Genomic DNA, 17,480 nt, shown 5'->3' on the forward strand with positions numbered 1-17,480 from the left:
GATAGTTTCAACTTAAAGGATAGCAATTAATGAGCACCTAAGCATATTGGGAGTAATAGCCTAAATTGCTCAGATGCTCATTTTTTTCGCCTTAAAACGACTGGCTATATTGTTTTGGTTTCATCCCGGTATGATCTTTAAACACTCTCGAAAAATGGCTTAGGTTAGTAAAGCCCAGCCTGTAACCAACATCAGACACGGATAGTTTGTCTTCTTTCAATAAAAGGGCGGCCTCTTTCATCCTCAAATCCTGGTAATAATTAAAAATACTGTTACCAAAAACTTGCTTAAATAAACGTTTCAGCTTGGTTGGGCTCATACCGGCAGAAGCAGCCAGCTCTTTAATAACGGGCGGAGTTTCCAGCCGTTCCAACATTCGCTCTTTAACTTTGTAAATGGTTTGAACATCGTGTTTATTTAAAGGATACAGCTGTTTTGCATCCCTTATTTGCAGCACCATCAATAGCCTGCAGATCAGTTCTTCTGCCTTTACCCTTAGAAAGAACAATTTAAAAGTTTCGTCAACCTGTTCAGCAATCATTTCGTCCACAATTTTTTGTAACGAAGGATAAATAATCTGCTCAAATAATAGGGGCTGTGTATTCCGCAAAAGACTTTGTAAAACCGCCGACCCTCCAAACGAATAAAACAGCCCATTTAAATAGTCGGCATTCACTTCTATATTAATAGTACTCGTATTGGTATGTACCGGGATTAGCACTTCGGTATCCAAACTTCTGGTAGCAATTAAAACCGAAGGCATTGCCCTTGATTGCCTTTCCCCCGGCAATATTTCAGTTTGAGGGAATATGTTTTGAAACTTAAAAAGAATAGTTCTGGCGGCAGCGTTAACATCCGGATTCTCAACAATTAAATCTTCATTGAGTTCATAATTAAAGACCATCATCCGGATATGCTGATTGAAAACGAATCCGGAACAATAACCTTTACCAAACTTTTGAGGGATCTCCAATCTCCAGTTTTTGATTTCTGTGCCTAATAATTGGGCAAATGCTTTCAGCACATTGGGTTCCGTTTGCAATTTGGTCTCCATAAAAGTCTTTTAGAGCTATTTTTAAGTCTAAAACGGTTATTTTACCCCTAATATACTCAACAATTTTGTACTGTAATTAACAACTCAAAATTATGTTGCTCAACAACAAACAAATTGCCATTGTAGGTGGCGGCCCCGGGGGCTTAACCTTAGCCAGGCTTTTACAGCTTAAAGGCGCAAATGTAAAAGTGTACGAACGCGATATTAATGCAGACGCCAGGGTGCAAGGTTCGCCGCTTGATATGCATGAAACATCGGGATGGGCTGCTTTACGCAAAGGGAATTTAATACAAGAGTTTAAAAAGAATATTTTACAGGATGCGGATAAAAAGATCATCGTTAATAAACGAGCGGAGATCATCTTCAGCGACCACGAAACCGAACCGGCTGAGGATTTAAACAACGAACCGTCCCGCCCAGAAATAAGCCGCGGTGCATTAAGAAAAATCCTCCTGGAATCTTTACAAACAGAAACGGTTGTTTGGGACAGCCATTTTGTATCCATGGAAAAACAGAATGAGGGTTGGTTACTGCATTTTAAAAACGGTTCATCTGCTTATGCAAATCTGGTAATCGCGGCCGAAGGTACTCATTCCAAAATCCGTCCATATGTTACCAACATTAAAGCCTTTTATTCCGGCTTCACCATGGTTGAGATAAACATCGATGATGCTAAAAAAGCAATACCTGATATTTATACACTGCTGAACGGAGGAAAAATAATGGCCTTTGGAGATGGCAAATGTATATTGGGAGGCCAAAAAGGCAACGGAAGCCTGGGTTTTTATGTCAGCTTTAAACCAGGCGAAAACTGGGTAGCAAATAGCGGTTTAAATTTTTCTGACCGAACAGAAATGTTGGCCTGGTTTAAAAAAGAATATAGTGGCTGGGGTATTATTTGGCACCAGTTGTTTGAGCGTGCCACAATGCCTGTTGTTCCGCGGCCAATTTATTGCATGCCTTTAGATCAAACCTGGCAAGCCTTGCCCAACTTAACCTTACTTGGCGACGCCGCACATGTGATGCCGCCCTTTGCGGGAGAAGGCGCGAACACAGCTATGTTTGATGCTTTGGAATTGAGTGAATGCCTAACATCCGGCCAACATCCAACTTTGAAGGATGCTATTTCTTTTTATGAAATAAATATGCGCAATAGAGCGGCAATAGCAGCGAGACATTCGCTTGAAAATGGCGAGTTGATGCACTCCGAATGCGCTTTAGATAAGATGCTGACCATTTTAAACATAAAATAATTTCTGTAACGAAATGAAATCGAAGAAACAATTATGGATTATTATAGGGATTGTGGCCTTGAACTCCATAGGCATGTCGATAGTGCTGCCGCTGCTGCCTTTCATAGTGGGTAAATATCTTTCCGCCGGGCAGGTTGTTGTTGGCATGAGCGCGCTCTTATCAGTATTCGCGGCCTGTACTTTTTTTGCAGCTCCCGCTTTGGGGGCATTAAGCGACCGGTATGGCCGGAAAAATATTTTAATTGTAAGCTTGCTGGGCTCTGTTGCGGGATATATTTTGTTTGGCATAGGAGGAGCACTCTGGATCCTTTTCCTGGGGCGCATAATAGACGGGCTTACTGCCGGAAATATCAGCACACTGTTTGCCTACGTATCAGACAGTACCGAACCAAAACAACGGGCTAAATGGTTCGGCTATATCGGCTCTGCCATGGGTATCGGCAAGTTGGGCGGCCCAGCATTAGGCGGCTTGCTGGGTGGCATTGATATTGCTTTGCCTTTCTATGTTACTGCCGGGTTGATATTCATTTCAGGGTTGGCTGTTTACTTTCTGTTGCCCGAATCCCTGCCGCCCGAAAAAAGAACTAAACAGGTAACATTCAGCAGTTTCAATACGTTTTCGCATTTTGCAGCTATATTCAGCCTGAAAGAAGTTAAATTGCTGCTGCTTTTGGGTATTCTATTTTATGCGGGCCTGGGTATTTTCCAGTTTAATTTTATCATCTTCCTCAAAGATATTTATCAATGGGGACCAGCCGTTATCGGCACAATGTTAACACTTGTTGGCATTTGCGATATGGTTACCCGCGCGTTGTTACTGCCCTGGTTATTGAAACAGTTTACCGAAAAAAATATCGGGATAGCTGGCTTAGTTGGGTTCGGCATTGGCTTAGCGTTAATTGCGGCAAGCGCATTAATACCTTCGGTAACCATGATATCGATGGCCATCATATGCATCATATCCGGCTCAGGTTTATTCGAGCCTACCTACAATGGAAAATTATCCCAGTCTATTAACGAAAGCCAACAGGGTAAGTTACAGGGCGTAAATCAAAGTATGCAATCGGCAAATAATGTGCTTATTCCTGTGGGTGCGGCGGCTATCTATTTATACAGTCCGGCTATATTATACGTAGCAGCAACTTTTATTTTACTGTTGGCTGTTATCATGTATTATAAATTTATACCTCAAACTATACCTGCCCAACAAGCCAATAGCTAGTTTAACGGTACCTGTACCAACAGCACTAAATTGTTAAACATGCTTCTCCCCTGGATAGCCAAGTGCAAAGCATGTTTAACATTATGATGCTAACCCGCAACTAATCAGCGATAACAAACCGTATCATATTTATTTTTTTTGCCCCTGCTTATCGCTGCCCGATATGGTATCAGCAATATGGAAAAAATCAAAATCAGCCCATCCGCCTGGATTTTTGCCTGCGTAATTGAACAATGCAAAACGATACCCAATAAACTGCGGAATGGTATAGGCCATTTTAAGCTGCGTGCCGAGTGCTATCCAGGCTTTTCCATCTAAACTATAATAAAAATTTGCAACGTCTTTTCTGTCCGTAAAATCACATTCGGCTTTCAGATAAACCATTTTTTGCAACAAGGGGATACTTTGCGACTCTACAGGTTTTCCTGTGCCGGCATCAATCATTACAATCGCCCTGGTATTTCCGGCAATTTTAACACCTACCTGCCCATAGTTTTTTTGTAATAAACCCAAGCCTGCAAAATCCCCGTCTTTCATATTTGATACATCAACCAAAATAGAACCAGTACAAACCGGACCAATAGTGCGCTGGGTTAATGAATTTCTGGCACCTAAAAAACTACTGTCTATTCTTCCGGTAGTAAGGCGTAAAAAACCTTTTCGCTGAGTTACCGACCAGAGCTTATTATCCGGGTTATGGTTCCACTGCCAGGCCAGCGGTAAAGAAGGTTCATCTTTTTTCCGGTTAAAATCATCAGAAGCAACCAGGCCTGGGATGAGTCCTTTTCCCTGAGGCAAATCAAGTGTCTGCGGCACCTTGCCATCAATACCCAAAACCGGCCATCCGTCCGCCCATGTCACGGGTACAAGGTAAGGGATACGCCCTACCGCGCCATTGTCTTTAAACAAATAAGCAAACCATTTGCCCTCCGGGGTATTGATAAGCCCCCCTTGGGCTACACCTTTATCCTGTAGGGCCACCCTACCTTCGTAAGGGCCGGTAATTTGATCGGCCCGGTGAACCACTACCGTACGCATACCTCCCCTGGGCCAGGTGATATTGAAAAGATAATATTTACCGTTGATTTTGAACAATTGAGATCCTTCGGCGGGAAGCCCTCCATTACTACCAGATGGTAAACTGGCATTTTCTATAACAACCTGGTTTATTCCACCAGCCTTGATACCAGAAACATCGCTATTTAATTCAACAAGCGTTAGTTTCCCCGTGCCGTAAAGCATGTACACTTTGCCGTCGTCATCAAAAAACAAAGAATGATCGTGCAACGACGGTTTAAACGAAACAGCTTTCCATGGGCCTTTTTCTATATCCCGGGTAGAGTAGATATAGGTTTTACCGGTGGTTTGTGCAAAAGTAGTAACATAATAAATGCCGTTATGATAGCGAAGGCTGCTTGCCCAGGACCCGCGGCCGTAGGTACTTTTACCGTTGGTAAGCGTCAGTTCGTCAATATGGCCTAACGTATCCGAGGCGTAACCTATCATACGCCAGTTTACCAGATCTTTTGATTTCATGATCGGTACCCCAGGGCTCATATGCATCGTTGTACTGCTCATATAGTAAGTGTCCCCTACCCTGATGATAGACATATCGGGCACATCAGCGTAAATAATAGGATTTTGCGCTTTTGCTTCCTCTTGTGCCAAAGCTTTGTTAAAGGAAAACAAAGCTGCAAACGTTAAATAAACGAAGAAAAGTTTTTTCATAAGGCTTTTTGGTAATTCAGTGTCATCAAATTTTTATCCGGTTAATTTTCAGGTCCAGATTTTAACAGGTGTTTGGGTTGTAAAATACTGAAGGTGATAGCGCAAGGCCTTTCCCTTTACATTTTTTATGTTGGGTAGTCTTTTTATTGCTTGTAAACCTGGTCGTTTCCGCTATAACGCAGGTACTTGAACGAGGCCGTATTTGAACCTGTTTCGCCTGATGATGTAGCATACAAACCGAAGATGCAGCCAATAAAGCCACCTGCTTCATGGGTACTTAAAAACTTAGCATCTAACTTATCTTTAAGCAATATCCATTTACCCTGCTCAACGGCATAGTAACAACTGTAATTTTCGCCATCGGCGTCTATCCGTAATTGTACCGGCTTGGCATTTGGGGTAAGGGGCACCTCGGCAATCACTTCCATTGTTTTTTTATCATCCTTGCTTTTATATAATTGCAATACATTTTTTCCATTTGTGATGCATTTACCCAAAAAGTAAAAATGCTTCTCATCCTGAAAAATCACCAGGCCCGCTTTTTCGTTATCTTTTTGAGGCGAAAAAGTTAGTTCTGTTTCCGCTGTGCAAATCAAATGCTGCTGCCTTTTGCCTACAAACGAAGGCGTGCCGGTGCCCATACAGGTTTCTGGTTTAAGTTTCAATATCAGGCCCGCTTGTTTATTAAAACTGTACGAAGCCGTGTCGCGGCTTCGTAAAAATAACAGTGAAGCATCTATCCCCTTGTCAAATGTTAACGTATAGCTAAAGTTGCCGCTTTGGGGTAAAGCCTTACCAAGTTTTACCTCTTTGTAAGCTGCTGTATATTCGTATTTAATTTCGCCCTTACCGGGGTTGATAACCGGCCAGTCGTTTTTCCATTCCACCGGGGCTATAAAAGTCTCCCTGCCGGTATTGTAGTAGTCGCCGGTATAAGGCCTTACTCCCAGAAAAACGGCATAAGTCTTGTTATCGGGCCCCTCAACAAACTGCGCATGTCCGGTAGACGTTACAGGATATTTTCTATCTTCAGGAAGATCCCGTTGTGTCAATATCGGATTATGTTCGTAGGGTACATAAGGCCCGTCAACCCGCTTGCTCCTGAAAACCACTTCGGAGTGGTTAACAGAAGTTCCACCCTCGGCAGCATACAAATAATACCAGTCATTTCTTTTTAAAATATGCGGCCCCTCAATCCATACCGGTTTTTTACTGATATCAACCCCGCCGTTCACTAATATTTTTTCCTCGCCGGTGATTTTTAAATTCTGGATATCAAGCTCATAAATTCTGATGGTGCGGTGCCCGGAATAGGCAGGCTTATTATCGGGCGCATCACTGTTATACACAATATAAGCTTTGTCGGCATCGAAGAAAATAGATGGATCAATACCCTTAACCTCAGGTAGCCACACCGGATTGCTCCATGGCCCTGCGGGATTAGCGGCGGTAACTACAAAATTGCCCCGATGGTCGATATTGGTACAGGTTACGTAAAAAGTGCCCTTGTTATAGCTGATGCCGGGTGCAAATAAACCCCGGGTCATCCTATCGCCAATAAAATTCATCTGCGAGTCTCTGTCGATAATGTTGGCTACCTGTTTCCAATTTTTTAAATCTTTGCTATGAAATAAGGGTAAGCCGGGAAAATAAGCAAAAGTAGAATTCACCAGGTAGTAATCCGCCCCTACCTTAACAATGCTTGGGTCGGGATAAAAGCCGCTCAATATGGGGTTAACCAATTTAATTGATTGAGCCTGCGCATATATTCCTTTGAGCAGGCAGCCTATTATTAGGGTATTGATAACGATTATCTTAATCTTCATGCAAACAAATGGTTTCAATGGTTTATACTGTTAATTAATTATTGAGCTATAAGTGTATAGGTTTTACCAGGCGCGGTAGCTATGTCATACAGCATTGTTGTTTTTAGCGCTGGCTGCGCAAGCGTAGTTTTAGGAGAAATAATAGGATCGGGCACAGCGCTTACCTGGTAAAAAGGGTTTACGTTTTCGCCATTTGCCTTTTTAAGAATGCCCGAAATCATTTTCAAGGTATTAGGTACCCTTAAACGCAAATTGCCGCCCAGGGCAGACTTTACCACAACCTTGGTTACCTTGCCTTTCTTCCAATCCATGGATACGATTTCAAATCCGCCAATCGCCCTCAGGCCACTTATCGACCCTTCGTTTTCCCAGGCATCCGGTAAAGCTGGCAATAAAAAAACAGCCCCGTCTGCACTTTGCATCAGCATCTCGGCCATTCCAGATGTACATCCGAAATTACCGTCGATCTGAAAAGGCGGATGTGCATCAAAAAGATTATTGTAGGTGCCGCCGCCACCTTTATTTACACCCAATGGCGTTAATTGATTTTGGATTAATTTGTAAGCATGGTTACCATCGAGCATTCGCGCCCACCAGTTCACCTTCCAGCCCATGCTCCAGCCCGTAGAAACATCTCCGCGTTGCAGCAGCGTATTTTTTGCCGCGTTAAATAGTTGGGGGGTGCGGTAAGCGGATATTTGGCCCGACGGAAATAAGCCGTACAGGTGGGATATGTGCCGGTGATTATCTTTAGGGTCGTCAATATCATCAAGCCACTCCTGCAGCTGCCCGAACTGACCGATATGCATCGGCGAGAGCTTACTCCGCATTTGTTTTAAGGTATCAACAAAGGGTTTATCTATATTAAGAATTTCAGCCGCCCTGATGGTTGAACTGAATACATCAAAAACAATCTGGTTACTCATGGTTGTGCCGGCATCAAGCGATGAGCCCTGATGTGCCGCCGGCGCATTTTCGGGCGACATATCGGGATTGATTACCAGCCAATGGTGAACGGGTTGCTCTACCAAAAAATCAACATAAAACAGAGCTGCGCCCCTGAGCACGCCGTAAACAGACCGGAGATAATCTTTATCGCCATTGTACAGGTAATGCTCCCATAAATGTTCACTCGTCCACCCGCCACCCTGGTTCCATATCCCCCAGAAAGCGCCGTCAACAGCTCCTGTGGCACGCCAAATATCTGTATTGTGATGGGCCATCCAGCCTCTGGCACCGTACATCACTTTTGCGGTTTGTTCACCATTAACAGCAAGTTCCTTCACCATCTGTAAAAAAGGCTCGTGTATTTCCGGAAGATTGGTTTTCTCTGCCGGCCAGTAATTCATTTCAGCATTAATGTTGATTGTATATTTACTATCCCATGCAGGATATAGCTTATTATTCCAAATACCCTGCAAATTGGCTGGCTGCCCGCCGGGTTGTGATGAAGATATCAACAAGTACCTTCCGTATTGAAAATAAAGTGCTGCAAATTGAGGATCCTGGCCCTGGTTAAAGTTTTTTAACCTTTCATCAGTAGGGAGTTTGGATATGTCCGCCGCACCGAGGCTGAAACGTACCCGGTTGAAATACTTTTGATAGGCAGCGATATGCGTTTTCTGTAATTCAGTGTACGATTTTCCTGACGCCTTATTGAGATAGTTTGCCGCCCTTTCCGTCTCATTGCCACCTAAATCGTGGTAGTTGTTAAAATTGGTTGCTATTGAGATGTAAATCGTCACATCGTTAGCGCCGTATATCGTAACAGATGTATCGGTTGCGCTCTTGGTTCCTCCATTCGTTTTAAATTCTGCAATACCTTTGTAGCGTACCATACCTTTTACCCCTTCGTGATCAATAGTGGTACCGGCAAAAGTAATTTGCCTGGCCTGAAAGGTTGCCACGGCTACATCATGCTGCGGACTTGAATAAAAGGCCGTAAAAGAAATGCTGCCTGGTTTGCTGGCTGTTAAATGCATTACTATAACACGATCGGGGATCGAAGCGAAGGCTTCCCTGGTAAAGGAAACATCACCCACCTGGTAAGAAGTTTTCGAGATGGCCTTTTCAATATCCAGCTCCCTGTAGTAATTGGTATAATTTTCCTGGTTATTAAAAGCCAAATAAAGTTCGCCCGCAGGTTCAAATATCTGGCCTTGGGATTTTTTGCTGATAATAACCTTGTTGGCTAACTGTTCGGCCTGTTTTTGCTTCCCGTTAAAAATCAGCTTCCTGATGGCGGCTAACGAATCTAAAGCCAGCGGATTATCATTGCGGTTAGGACCGCCGCTCCATAAGGTATGCTCGTTCAGCTGGATGGTTTCAACGCCAACGTTACCATAGATCATTGCGCCCAGCCTTCCGTTACCAATGGGTAAAGCATTTTCCCATACTTTTCCTGAGGGTTTATTGTACCAGAGCCTGAGGGTAGTCTGATCTTTAGGATTGGTTTGCGCTTTCGCGTAACCTGCATTTATTGTTGCAAGAAAGCTAAATACAAGTATAATCCACTGATTAACTGATTTTTTAATATACATTTTATTAATTATTCATTTATTATAGAGCCTCTTCCCACATATTTTACAGAGCCCCACACAGTCACCACAAATTGGTATATTTCTCGGATCTTGATGTGTATGCTGGTTTATTCAGCCTCTAAATTCAGCTATTGACAGACAATTGCGGGTGATAAATTGATGATTTAATAAAACAAATGTTTAAAGTGTAGTATCATCTCAAACTTGATACTCAGAAAATGCTGCTGGTTTAATAAAAAGAGGCCGTATCATAAAATGGTGTGACCCCAAAAAGTTGGACAGTTTACAAAATTAAGTTTTTTGTACGAGAGCTCGGTATTCCACCGGGCTCTTTCCATTTAACCTGTTTTTTATTCTTTCATTTGTTATAGTAAATGAATGTATTCTTTTAACGAAGTTATAAATTCTTCCGCAGTTTCAAAGCTCTGTTTGTACAGTAATTCTGTCTTTAAGATCCCAAAGAAGCTTTCGGCCAAGGCATTATCCGAAGCAGTTTCCCTTTCTGGACATGCTTTGAATAATTCCATGTTTTTCCAAAGCCTTTCTATATCCATAATGTTGATATTGCCACCCTTGGTCAGAGTGAAAAATAAGTCCCCTTATATCTTTCACTTTATCAAAAGCCTCATATAACATTTCATCTATCATCTGCATATTTGGAGATTTTGAAATACTATAAGAAATGACTTCCCCGTTGAACATGTCAATTATAGGAGATAAATAGATCTTCTCCCCTTTAATGTTCATCTGAGTGACATCCGTAGCCCATTTCTGATTAGGCAGATTTGCCTCAAAATCCCTTTCAAGTACATTAGGGGCAATTTTACCAACCTCACCTTTGTATGAGCGATAACTTACTTTCCTGATATTGCATTTTAGGCCTAATGTTCCCATCAATTTTTGGACAGTCTTGTGATTTATGCTATAACCCCGGTTCTTCATTTCGGCGGTGACCCGCCGATAACCATATCTGCCTTTATGCAAGTGGTATATACTTGCGATCTCTTCTTTTTCATGCTTGTATTTATCATCATTTAGGCGCTTGCGATGATAATAAAATACAGAACGAGCCATCTGTTTGCAATCCAATAGAATTGAAACATCATGTTCGGGCCTTAGTTCTTCGATGGCTTTTGCCCACTCATGCGTTCGCGGGCTTCTTTTTCCTTGACTAAGGCCGTGACTTTTTTTAATAGTGCGTTCTCCGCCCGCAAACGGCTATTTTCCGCCTGGAGCTTCTCTACTTCTGTTTCAGGTTCAAGCTTCTTTGATCTTCCCATGCATTTAGGTGGTCGTCCAGGATTCTTTTGCTGGTATAGTACTGCATATCCCTCAACCCGTACTGATCTTACCCAGCGCTCTAAAGCAGTCTTGCTTAATCTATATTCCAGAACAACCTGATTTAAAGGTACTTTTTTTTCTATGACAAGCCTTACAACTTCTTCTTTGAAATCAGGCGTGGGCTTGACGTTAGGTTGTTTGAGCAGCCCACTTTCGCCATAAAGATCATATTTCCGAACCCATTCCAATATCATGCCTTCACGGATATGGCGTTCGCGGGATATCCGTAGAATCGGCTTTCCCTTTCTTACTTGAGAAACTACATCAAGTTTCTCTTCAAATGTGTGCTTTGACATAAATAATAAACCCCAAAAGTTTTTGTCTAACTTTTGGGGTTCACTTCAATTGATGACACAGCCTCAATTATCGAACTTATTTGATTGATAAATCTTTTTTAGTTGTAGCCATTATTCTGCGGATAAGCAGGACCGGATAAAACGTTGTTGATAAGTCCCTGCGGAATTGGCCAACGGGCGTGATAAGCCTGTACGTTGGCACCTCCGTTTGGATTGTACATCTGGTTTCTGCGCACAAGTTGCTGAGTACGTACTAAATCATACCAACGGCGTGGATCGCCATATAGCTCGCGCGAGTATTCTTCTAATATCAGATCCATTCCACACCTCGTATTTTTATCGGTAGTATTATTAGGGATAGATAACAATGCTACCTGAGTAGGAGTTAACAACATGGCGGCTGCATTAGTGGCATTGGCATCAGCCATAGTTGCGGATGTTACATAAAATTGATTTTTTGCTGTAAGAGCTGCATCGGTTGTTGTGCGATATGCAGCGCGTTGCCTTAACACATTTAATGAAGTAACAGCATTACTAACGTTACCCAACATATAATTAGCTTCTGCATTCATCAGATATACTTCTGAAAACCTCATCATAATAATCGGACGACTGGAAAAGTCACCAGTCCCCGTACGAAGAGGGTCATCAAACTTCTTTACGGTTGGGAAGTTGAGCGCGTTAAACTGTCTTGGCGTAATGATCAGCCCTTTAAAAGCATCCCTGCGGGCCATAGTCACGTCTGTGCTTGGCATCAGGATAGCAGTATCGCCATCAACAGGCACGTTAAATGATGATAAAGAAACATTTGATGTTGGAATTAAAGCACCTTTTAATGCTCCATTACTTTGAGTACCTGCGGCTGTCGTTTTATTGCATATCCAAAAAGTCTGGAAAGTAGCGTCATACCGAGTGTCGTGTATTTGATCTGCAAAAGCCACGTCCATAGTGTATGGCTTATTAGGAGCTAAACGGACATAAGGGCGGCCATTATATACGTCACGGAGCATACCTGGTTTTGCAGTGCTATACACTTGTGGAACGGCATCAATACCGGTAACGTTATCAACACCGGGACCTACATAATTCTGACGTGCCAAGACATACAGTTGATTTAAGCCATAACCGCCTGAACCCTGTAGTGTATAACCGGTGTAGTTGGGATCGGAAATGCCGCCGTAATCAATAGCGAACATATTTTCCTTACCATAGTCATTTGCGGGCTTGTGCTCATCCCAATAGTCCTGCCATAAGTCTAAACCATAAGTGCCTTTACTGGCGATTAATGAGGCTGTGATGTCGGCAGCTTGCTGAAAATCGGTGCTTTGTTTAGCTTCTGTATAAGCCCGGGTAAGGTAAGCTTTGGCTAAATAAGCTTTAGCTGTTGCGGCGGTAGCACTTTTACCTACGCCACCAGCCGAAAACGGATTTGTATTGGTGATCGTATTAGGTAGATTGGCGGCAGCATCAGTGAAGTCCTGAATGATCAGATTGTAAATATCAGTCAATGGTGCGGGAGCATCAGAAGTAATTGCTGTCGTAAGAAAAGTAGTGTGCAAAGGTATGCCGCTTTTCTGCGTGGCTGTTAGCCCACCATAAGTCTGCACCAAATAAAAATAAAGAAAACCGCGTAAAAATTTCGCCTGGGCAACATATTGTGTACGGGCAGTTGGATCGGTAATTGCAGATGCGAATTTAAAAACGCCATTAAGCGTATTGATATCCACATATAAGCCGGTAATATCCGGACCGTTGGACGACGTGATACCTCTAAACGAATTAAACAGTGGCGCTACAGTACCAGCGCTGCCGCCTGGGATATTTTCATCTGTTCCATCATAGTAAAACACCAGGCCTTCACCGGAAAATGATCCTCTCAAATCATTATATATACCTACAACCGCTGCCTGCACACCAGCTGCAGTGCTAAAATAATCAGGATATAGCGCCGCACGCGGATTTTCTTCCAGGAGCTTTTTACAACCCGTGGTTAATGATAGTACCGCTGCCGCGGCAATCATAAAACTGCTTTTATTAAATATTTTCATAATCGTTTATTAAAATCTTGCGTTAATACCAATAATAAAATCCCTTGTCTGCTCACCGGCATTAATACTTACACCTCGGAAATTTTGGGCGCCATTGCCTGAATTTGCGCCTGCAATATTACCGCTTACCGACGGGTCGGCAGGTAATGCTCCAGCGTTGTAGGCATAACCTGATTCTGCATCAGGTACAGAAAAACCATGGCTCCTTATCGGCGCATATATAAAGAATGGGTTAGTTACGTTGGCATAAATCCGAAGAGAACTCAAGCCTGCTTTTTTAGCCAAATTGCCTGGAATATTATATCCGAGGTTGATACTTTTGGCCCTGATATACGAACCATCATAATATTGCAGGGTTGAATAATAAGGTAATTGAGTATAAGCGTTAGGTTCGGGGAATGCATTGGTTGGGTTTGTTGGTGTCCAGTAATCAATCACCGGTTGGTTATGGCGGCCCAAGTTGAGGAACTGCCAACCATTACTAGACGAATTTGACGAGGACACGTAAGGTACTGCCGTTGTGAAGCCCATTCGGCCCTGGATTACTATGCTCAAGTCAAAATTCTTATAGCTCACACGATTGGTTAGACCCAAGGTATAATTAGGGTTAAAATGACCAATGAACTGATTATCCTTAGCATCAATTTTACCGTTATTATCAACATCCTCAATTTTAATCGAGCCTGGCTTTTGACCATAAACTGCAGCCTGGGCAGCTTCGCTGGTTTGCCAGATGCCAATCTTGCGTACGTCATAAATAACGTTAAGCGGTTGTCCCACAAATTCACCGGAACTAATGTTAACAAGAGCTCCATTTGGCAAATCAAGCACTTTTTCGCGGTCAAAAGCAATATTGAAATCTGTACTCCAATTAATACCCTTGGCATTTTGAATGTTGATGCTGCTTAATGTAATTTCAAGCCCTTTATTTTGTGATGTACCTAAATTAGAAGTTTGTGTAGATGCGCCGTTGGTTACCGGCAGTTGGTTTGGTAAAATGATACCGTTAGTTTTGGTCTGGTAAACCTCAATCGAGCCGGTAAGACGGCTTTTCAATACAGCAAAATCTAAGGCCACGTTGTATTCCGAACTGCGTTGCCAGGTTAGATCTGGATTAACAATATTTGTAAACCTTACACCTTGCTGATCACCTGTCGACGCTCCTCCAAACTGATAAGTGCTTGAACTCAACTGTCCCAATGAATTGTAAGGCTGAATAGTTGTAATGGTTGATGTTTGAGCATAACCGGCCCGCAACTTTAAATTATCAATAAAGCTATATTTTTTCATGAAACTTTCGTTGCTGATCACCCAGCCTAAACCAATAGCCGGATAACTGGTAGTTTGATGTCCTTTCGCTAAAGCAGAGTTAGCATCCGAACGAATACTTGCAGTAAAGTCATATCTGCGGTCAAAGGCATAATTTAAACGACCAACGTAAGACACAAGTCCCTGTTCGCTAAAAACTCCGTTTTGTGGTACAACAGTTTTTGCCAGTGCAAGATTTGAATTAAGATTGGTAGCGGAAGCAATACCGGTTGCGTTAAACCCGGAATTTTCTGTATGCGCCAGTTCATTGGTAAAAACTGCAACAACATTTACGGCATGTTTCTTCGCAAAAACGTTATCATAGGTTAATAAATGCTCCTGATTTAGGCGGTAAGAATAATTATTTACCGTACTGGCCGTGGTTTGTGATACATTAAAAATACTGAAATTGTTGATACCATTGTAAGTTCCGGCCAGAGATTGAGAGAAATTATAATTAACCGTATAGCGGTACTTAAGGTGTTAAACCGGGCTTAGCTCACCATACAGAACATTATTTGATACCAAACCTCTGGTATAGTTATAATAAATATCTGGCCTGCTGCTTTGAAAAAGCGGGTTGGCAAAAGTAGCATCTACCTGCCCTACCTGAGGCGTTAAATTTATTGAACCATCCGCGTTGTAAGGATAGCTTAACGGACTTATATACAGCGCATTTTGGTACTGACTACCACCGCCTGCGTTGATTAACCGTACCGTGGTTTGGGTACTCAAGCCAAACTTGATGTAATTATTTATCTTATGATCAAGTGCCGCATTTAACGAAATACGTTTGGTACCGTTGTTAGGTTCCAGGTTGTTGTTTACACGGTAGCCTAAGCCGACATTGAACTGTGTTTTTTCTGTACCACTTGATATCCGTAAGCTCTGATCCCAAACAAACGCATCTTTAATTAACAATGACGGATAATCTGTACTTACACCCTCGTTTAAAGCTTGAGTTTCTGTAGCGGTAAGGTCGTATGGGTTAACATTCTGATTACTTTGAAGAACCGCACCTTGTCTGGCATCAATTTGTAACTGGGCGAATTGTTTCCCGTTTAACATTTTTACTTTGCCTTCCAGTTTGTTAATACCATAATAAGTATCGTAAGATGTGATGGTTTCGCCAACACGACCGCGATTAGTTGTAATTAAAATTACACCGCCCGAGGCGCGTGAGCCGTAAATGGCAGTTGCCGAGCCCCCCTTTAATATATCAATGCTTTTAATGTTATTAGGATCAATATTCTCGATAGAATTGTAATAAGGTTCACCATCCAAAACGATCAGCGGGCCATCGGTGCCAGGTGAAGCGCCTATAGTGCGGTTACCTCGTAAGCTAATGACAGGGCCGTTAGTCCCCTGAACTACGTCCAAGCCGGCTACACGGCCTTTTAACTGGTCAAAAACATTAGATGCCGGGATTTCTTTCAAAACCTTGGCGTCAACACTAACTACTGTTCCGGTAACATTTTCTCTTTTCAGTGTACCGTAACCTACTACCACAACTTCGTTGAGGTTTTTGGCATTTGGAGTTAAAGAAATAGTACCCAGGTTAGTTACGCCTTTGGACAGTAACTTTTCATGTTCGGTATATCCAACAAAAGAAACGATGACCTTTGTTGTTCCGGCTGGAACTTTCAAAGTAAAAGCGCCATTGATATCGGTTGTAGTAGCAGTTGTAGTACCAGGAACCTTTATTGTAGCACCTATTAGGGCTTCTCCTCTTTCATCGACCACCTTACCATGTAAAGCGACCGTCTGTGCAAAAAGGGTGAGGGAAAATAAGTTCACCGAAATGGTGATCATCATAATTTTCCAAAATTTAATAAGTTGAAGTTTTTGCATAATTTTATTGTAATAATTGGTGATTTTAAATTAATCCTCTTAGAAGTCTTATTTCAGAGGTCTACCCATTAAGGTTTGCAATTCAGGTCAGCGTATCTCTTATCATATGTTAAAATTTAATTTATACGGTCTATACATTTTTCTTCATTTACATTAGGTTGCCTTGCGATATTCCAGTTACAAAATACAATGAGGTTGATTAATTTCAATCGGTTTAAATGGGCTCAATAGCTACATATAACCATATATCTAACTAAATCGAAACAAACATTTCAATCGATTGCATTAATAAATGAAAGCATATTCAAATAACATAGTTTAATCCCCCAAAATAATACTATTTGTTTTAGAATTGGTTTAATCTTGGCCTCGGTTACCCAGATGTGGTACACTTACCTCATCAAAAGTCAGCAATCGCTCTGATTGGTACTACTTCAAATGTCTAAATCTCAAGTACAAATGTTCAATTACCGCTACCGGCAAAACAAAGCACCATCACGTTTAGTATTTAAAATGCTATAATTCAATTATTTAAGTAAATATCCCCCATTTAAAACAATTAAGTACTGATTCTTTCATAATTCCTTAGGTGAAGTATTGAACCTTTGTTATTTAAAAGCTTTAAGCACAATTAAACACTAACAAAAGCTTCCGGATAACATAGTTTCTCATTCTTTAATAAGTTAGATTTCCTCTACCCCTCCGCCGCTATTTGCATTATAACTTTCCATCCTGCACGACGGATAACTATTAGCTGCAATTAGAGCAAAGTTTCAATTACCATTCCCACTATGCCTTGCATATGGGAGAGTGCATTAATTTCAATTTGTTTTTTCTCAAGTCATAATTTTCTGTCGGTTAATCACTGGTCTACTTTAAACTCAATTGCTATTCCTTTATTCAGAAATTGCAATCGATTTTATGATACCAAAAACACTTAAATGAGCATATAGCACCTAAGTGATTAGTTTTTTATTCAATCGATTGCATTTTTTTATCAACGCGTGCAAACA

12 protein-coding genes are annotated in these 17,480 nt (G+C 41.8%); 2 read left to right on the forward strand and 10 right to left on the reverse strand.

Features of this window, described 5'->3' with window-relative positions; translation table 11 throughout:
* Positions 1 to 91: 91 nt before the first annotated feature.
* A complete protein-coding gene (locus tag MUCPA_RS05660) occupies positions 92 to 1,054 on the reverse strand; it encodes a helix-turn-helix domain-containing protein (RefSeq protein ID WP_008504999.1) in 963 nt (320 codons plus the stop codon).
* A gap of 92 nt (positions 1,055 to 1,146) precedes the next feature.
* Here MUCPA_RS05660 and MUCPA_RS05665 point away from each other — a divergent pair, with 92 nt between their 5' ends.
* Together MUCPA_RS05665 and MUCPA_RS05670 are read left to right on the forward strand one after the other, a co-directional pair.
* Entirely contained in the window at positions 1,147 to 2,307 is a 1,161-nt protein-coding gene (locus MUCPA_RS05665) for an FAD-dependent oxidoreductase (RefSeq protein ID WP_008505000.1), read from the forward strand.
* Between the two features lie 13 nt (positions 2,308 to 2,320).
* Positions 2,321 to 3,529: a tetracycline resistance MFS efflux pump gene (locus MUCPA_RS05670; RefSeq protein WP_008505001.1), complete on the forward strand. Its 1,209-nt coding sequence runs from the start codon at positions 2,321 to 2,323 to the stop codon at positions 3,527 to 3,529.
* 129 nt (positions 3,530 to 3,658) lie between these two features.
* Here MUCPA_RS05670 and MUCPA_RS05675 read toward each other — a convergent pair whose 3' ends face one another.
* From MUCPA_RS05675 to MUCPA_RS35735, 9 genes are all read right to left on the reverse strand, one after another.
* A complete protein-coding gene (locus MUCPA_RS05675; RefSeq protein ID WP_008505002.1) occupies positions 3,659 to 5,257 on the reverse strand; it encodes a glycoside hydrolase family 43 protein in 1,599 nt (532 codons plus the stop codon).
* Between the two features lie 143 nt (positions 5,258 to 5,400).
* Positions 5,401 to 7,083 (reverse strand): glycoside hydrolase family 43 protein, encoded by a 1,683-nt coding sequence (locus MUCPA_RS05680; protein ID WP_008505003.1) that lies wholly within the window; start codon positions 7,081 to 7,083, stop codon positions 5,401 to 5,403.
* Between the two features lie 38 nt (positions 7,084 to 7,121).
* Positions 7,122 to 9,623, reverse strand: a complete 2,502-nt coding sequence (locus tag MUCPA_RS05685; RefSeq protein WP_008505004.1) for a glycoside hydrolase family 95 protein — start codon at positions 9,621 to 9,623, stop codon at positions 7,122 to 7,124.
* Positions 9,624 to 9,988: 365 nt separating this feature from the next.
* Positions 9,989 to 10,177 (reverse strand): IS3 family transposase, encoded by a 189-nt coding sequence (locus MUCPA_RS39475; RefSeq protein WP_083839307.1) that lies wholly within the window; start codon positions 10,175 to 10,177, stop codon positions 9,989 to 9,991.
* The gene (locus tag MUCPA_RS05690; RefSeq protein ID WP_157544087.1) at positions 10,104 to 10,817 is read right to left on the reverse strand and encodes an IS3 family transposase; all 714 of its coding nucleotides are present in this window, start codon (positions 10,815 to 10,817) and stop codon (positions 10,104 to 10,106) included. Before MUCPA_RS05690 ends, MUCPA_RS39475 begins: the two co-directional genes overlap by 74 nt.
* Entirely contained in the window at positions 10,739 to 11,260 is a 522-nt protein-coding gene (locus tag MUCPA_RS05695) for a helix-turn-helix domain-containing protein (RefSeq protein WP_008503751.1), read from the reverse strand. The genes MUCPA_RS05690 and MUCPA_RS05695 overlap by 79 nt, the downstream gene beginning before the upstream one ends.
* 98 nt (positions 11,261 to 11,358) lie before the next feature.
* On the reverse strand, positions 11,359 to 13,308 hold the full coding sequence (locus MUCPA_RS05700) for a RagB/SusD family nutrient uptake outer membrane protein (protein WP_008505005.1): 1,950 nt from the start codon (positions 13,306 to 13,308) through the stop codon (positions 11,359 to 11,361).
* A gap of 9 nt (positions 13,309 to 13,317) precedes the next feature.
* Positions 13,318 to 14,754 carry a TonB-dependent receptor domain-containing protein gene (locus MUCPA_RS35730; protein ID WP_050982031.1) on the reverse strand — a complete coding sequence of 479 codons (1,437 nt, stop codon included), beginning with the start codon at positions 14,752 to 14,754 and terminating at the stop codon, positions 13,318 to 13,320.
* Positions 14,755 to 15,099: 345 nt separating this feature from the next.
* On the reverse strand, positions 15,100 to 16,467 hold the full coding sequence (locus tag MUCPA_RS35735) for a carboxypeptidase-like regulatory domain-containing protein (RefSeq protein ID WP_050982032.1): 1,368 nt from the start codon (positions 16,465 to 16,467) through the stop codon (positions 15,100 to 15,102).
* Between the last annotated feature and the right edge of the window lie 1,013 nt (positions 16,468 to 17,480).

The sequence above is a fragment of the Mucilaginibacter paludis DSM 18603 genome (assembly GCF_000166195.2).
In the GTDB taxonomy this organism is placed as follows: Bacteria; Bacteroidota; Bacteroidia; order Sphingobacteriales; family Sphingobacteriaceae; genus Mucilaginibacter; species Mucilaginibacter paludis.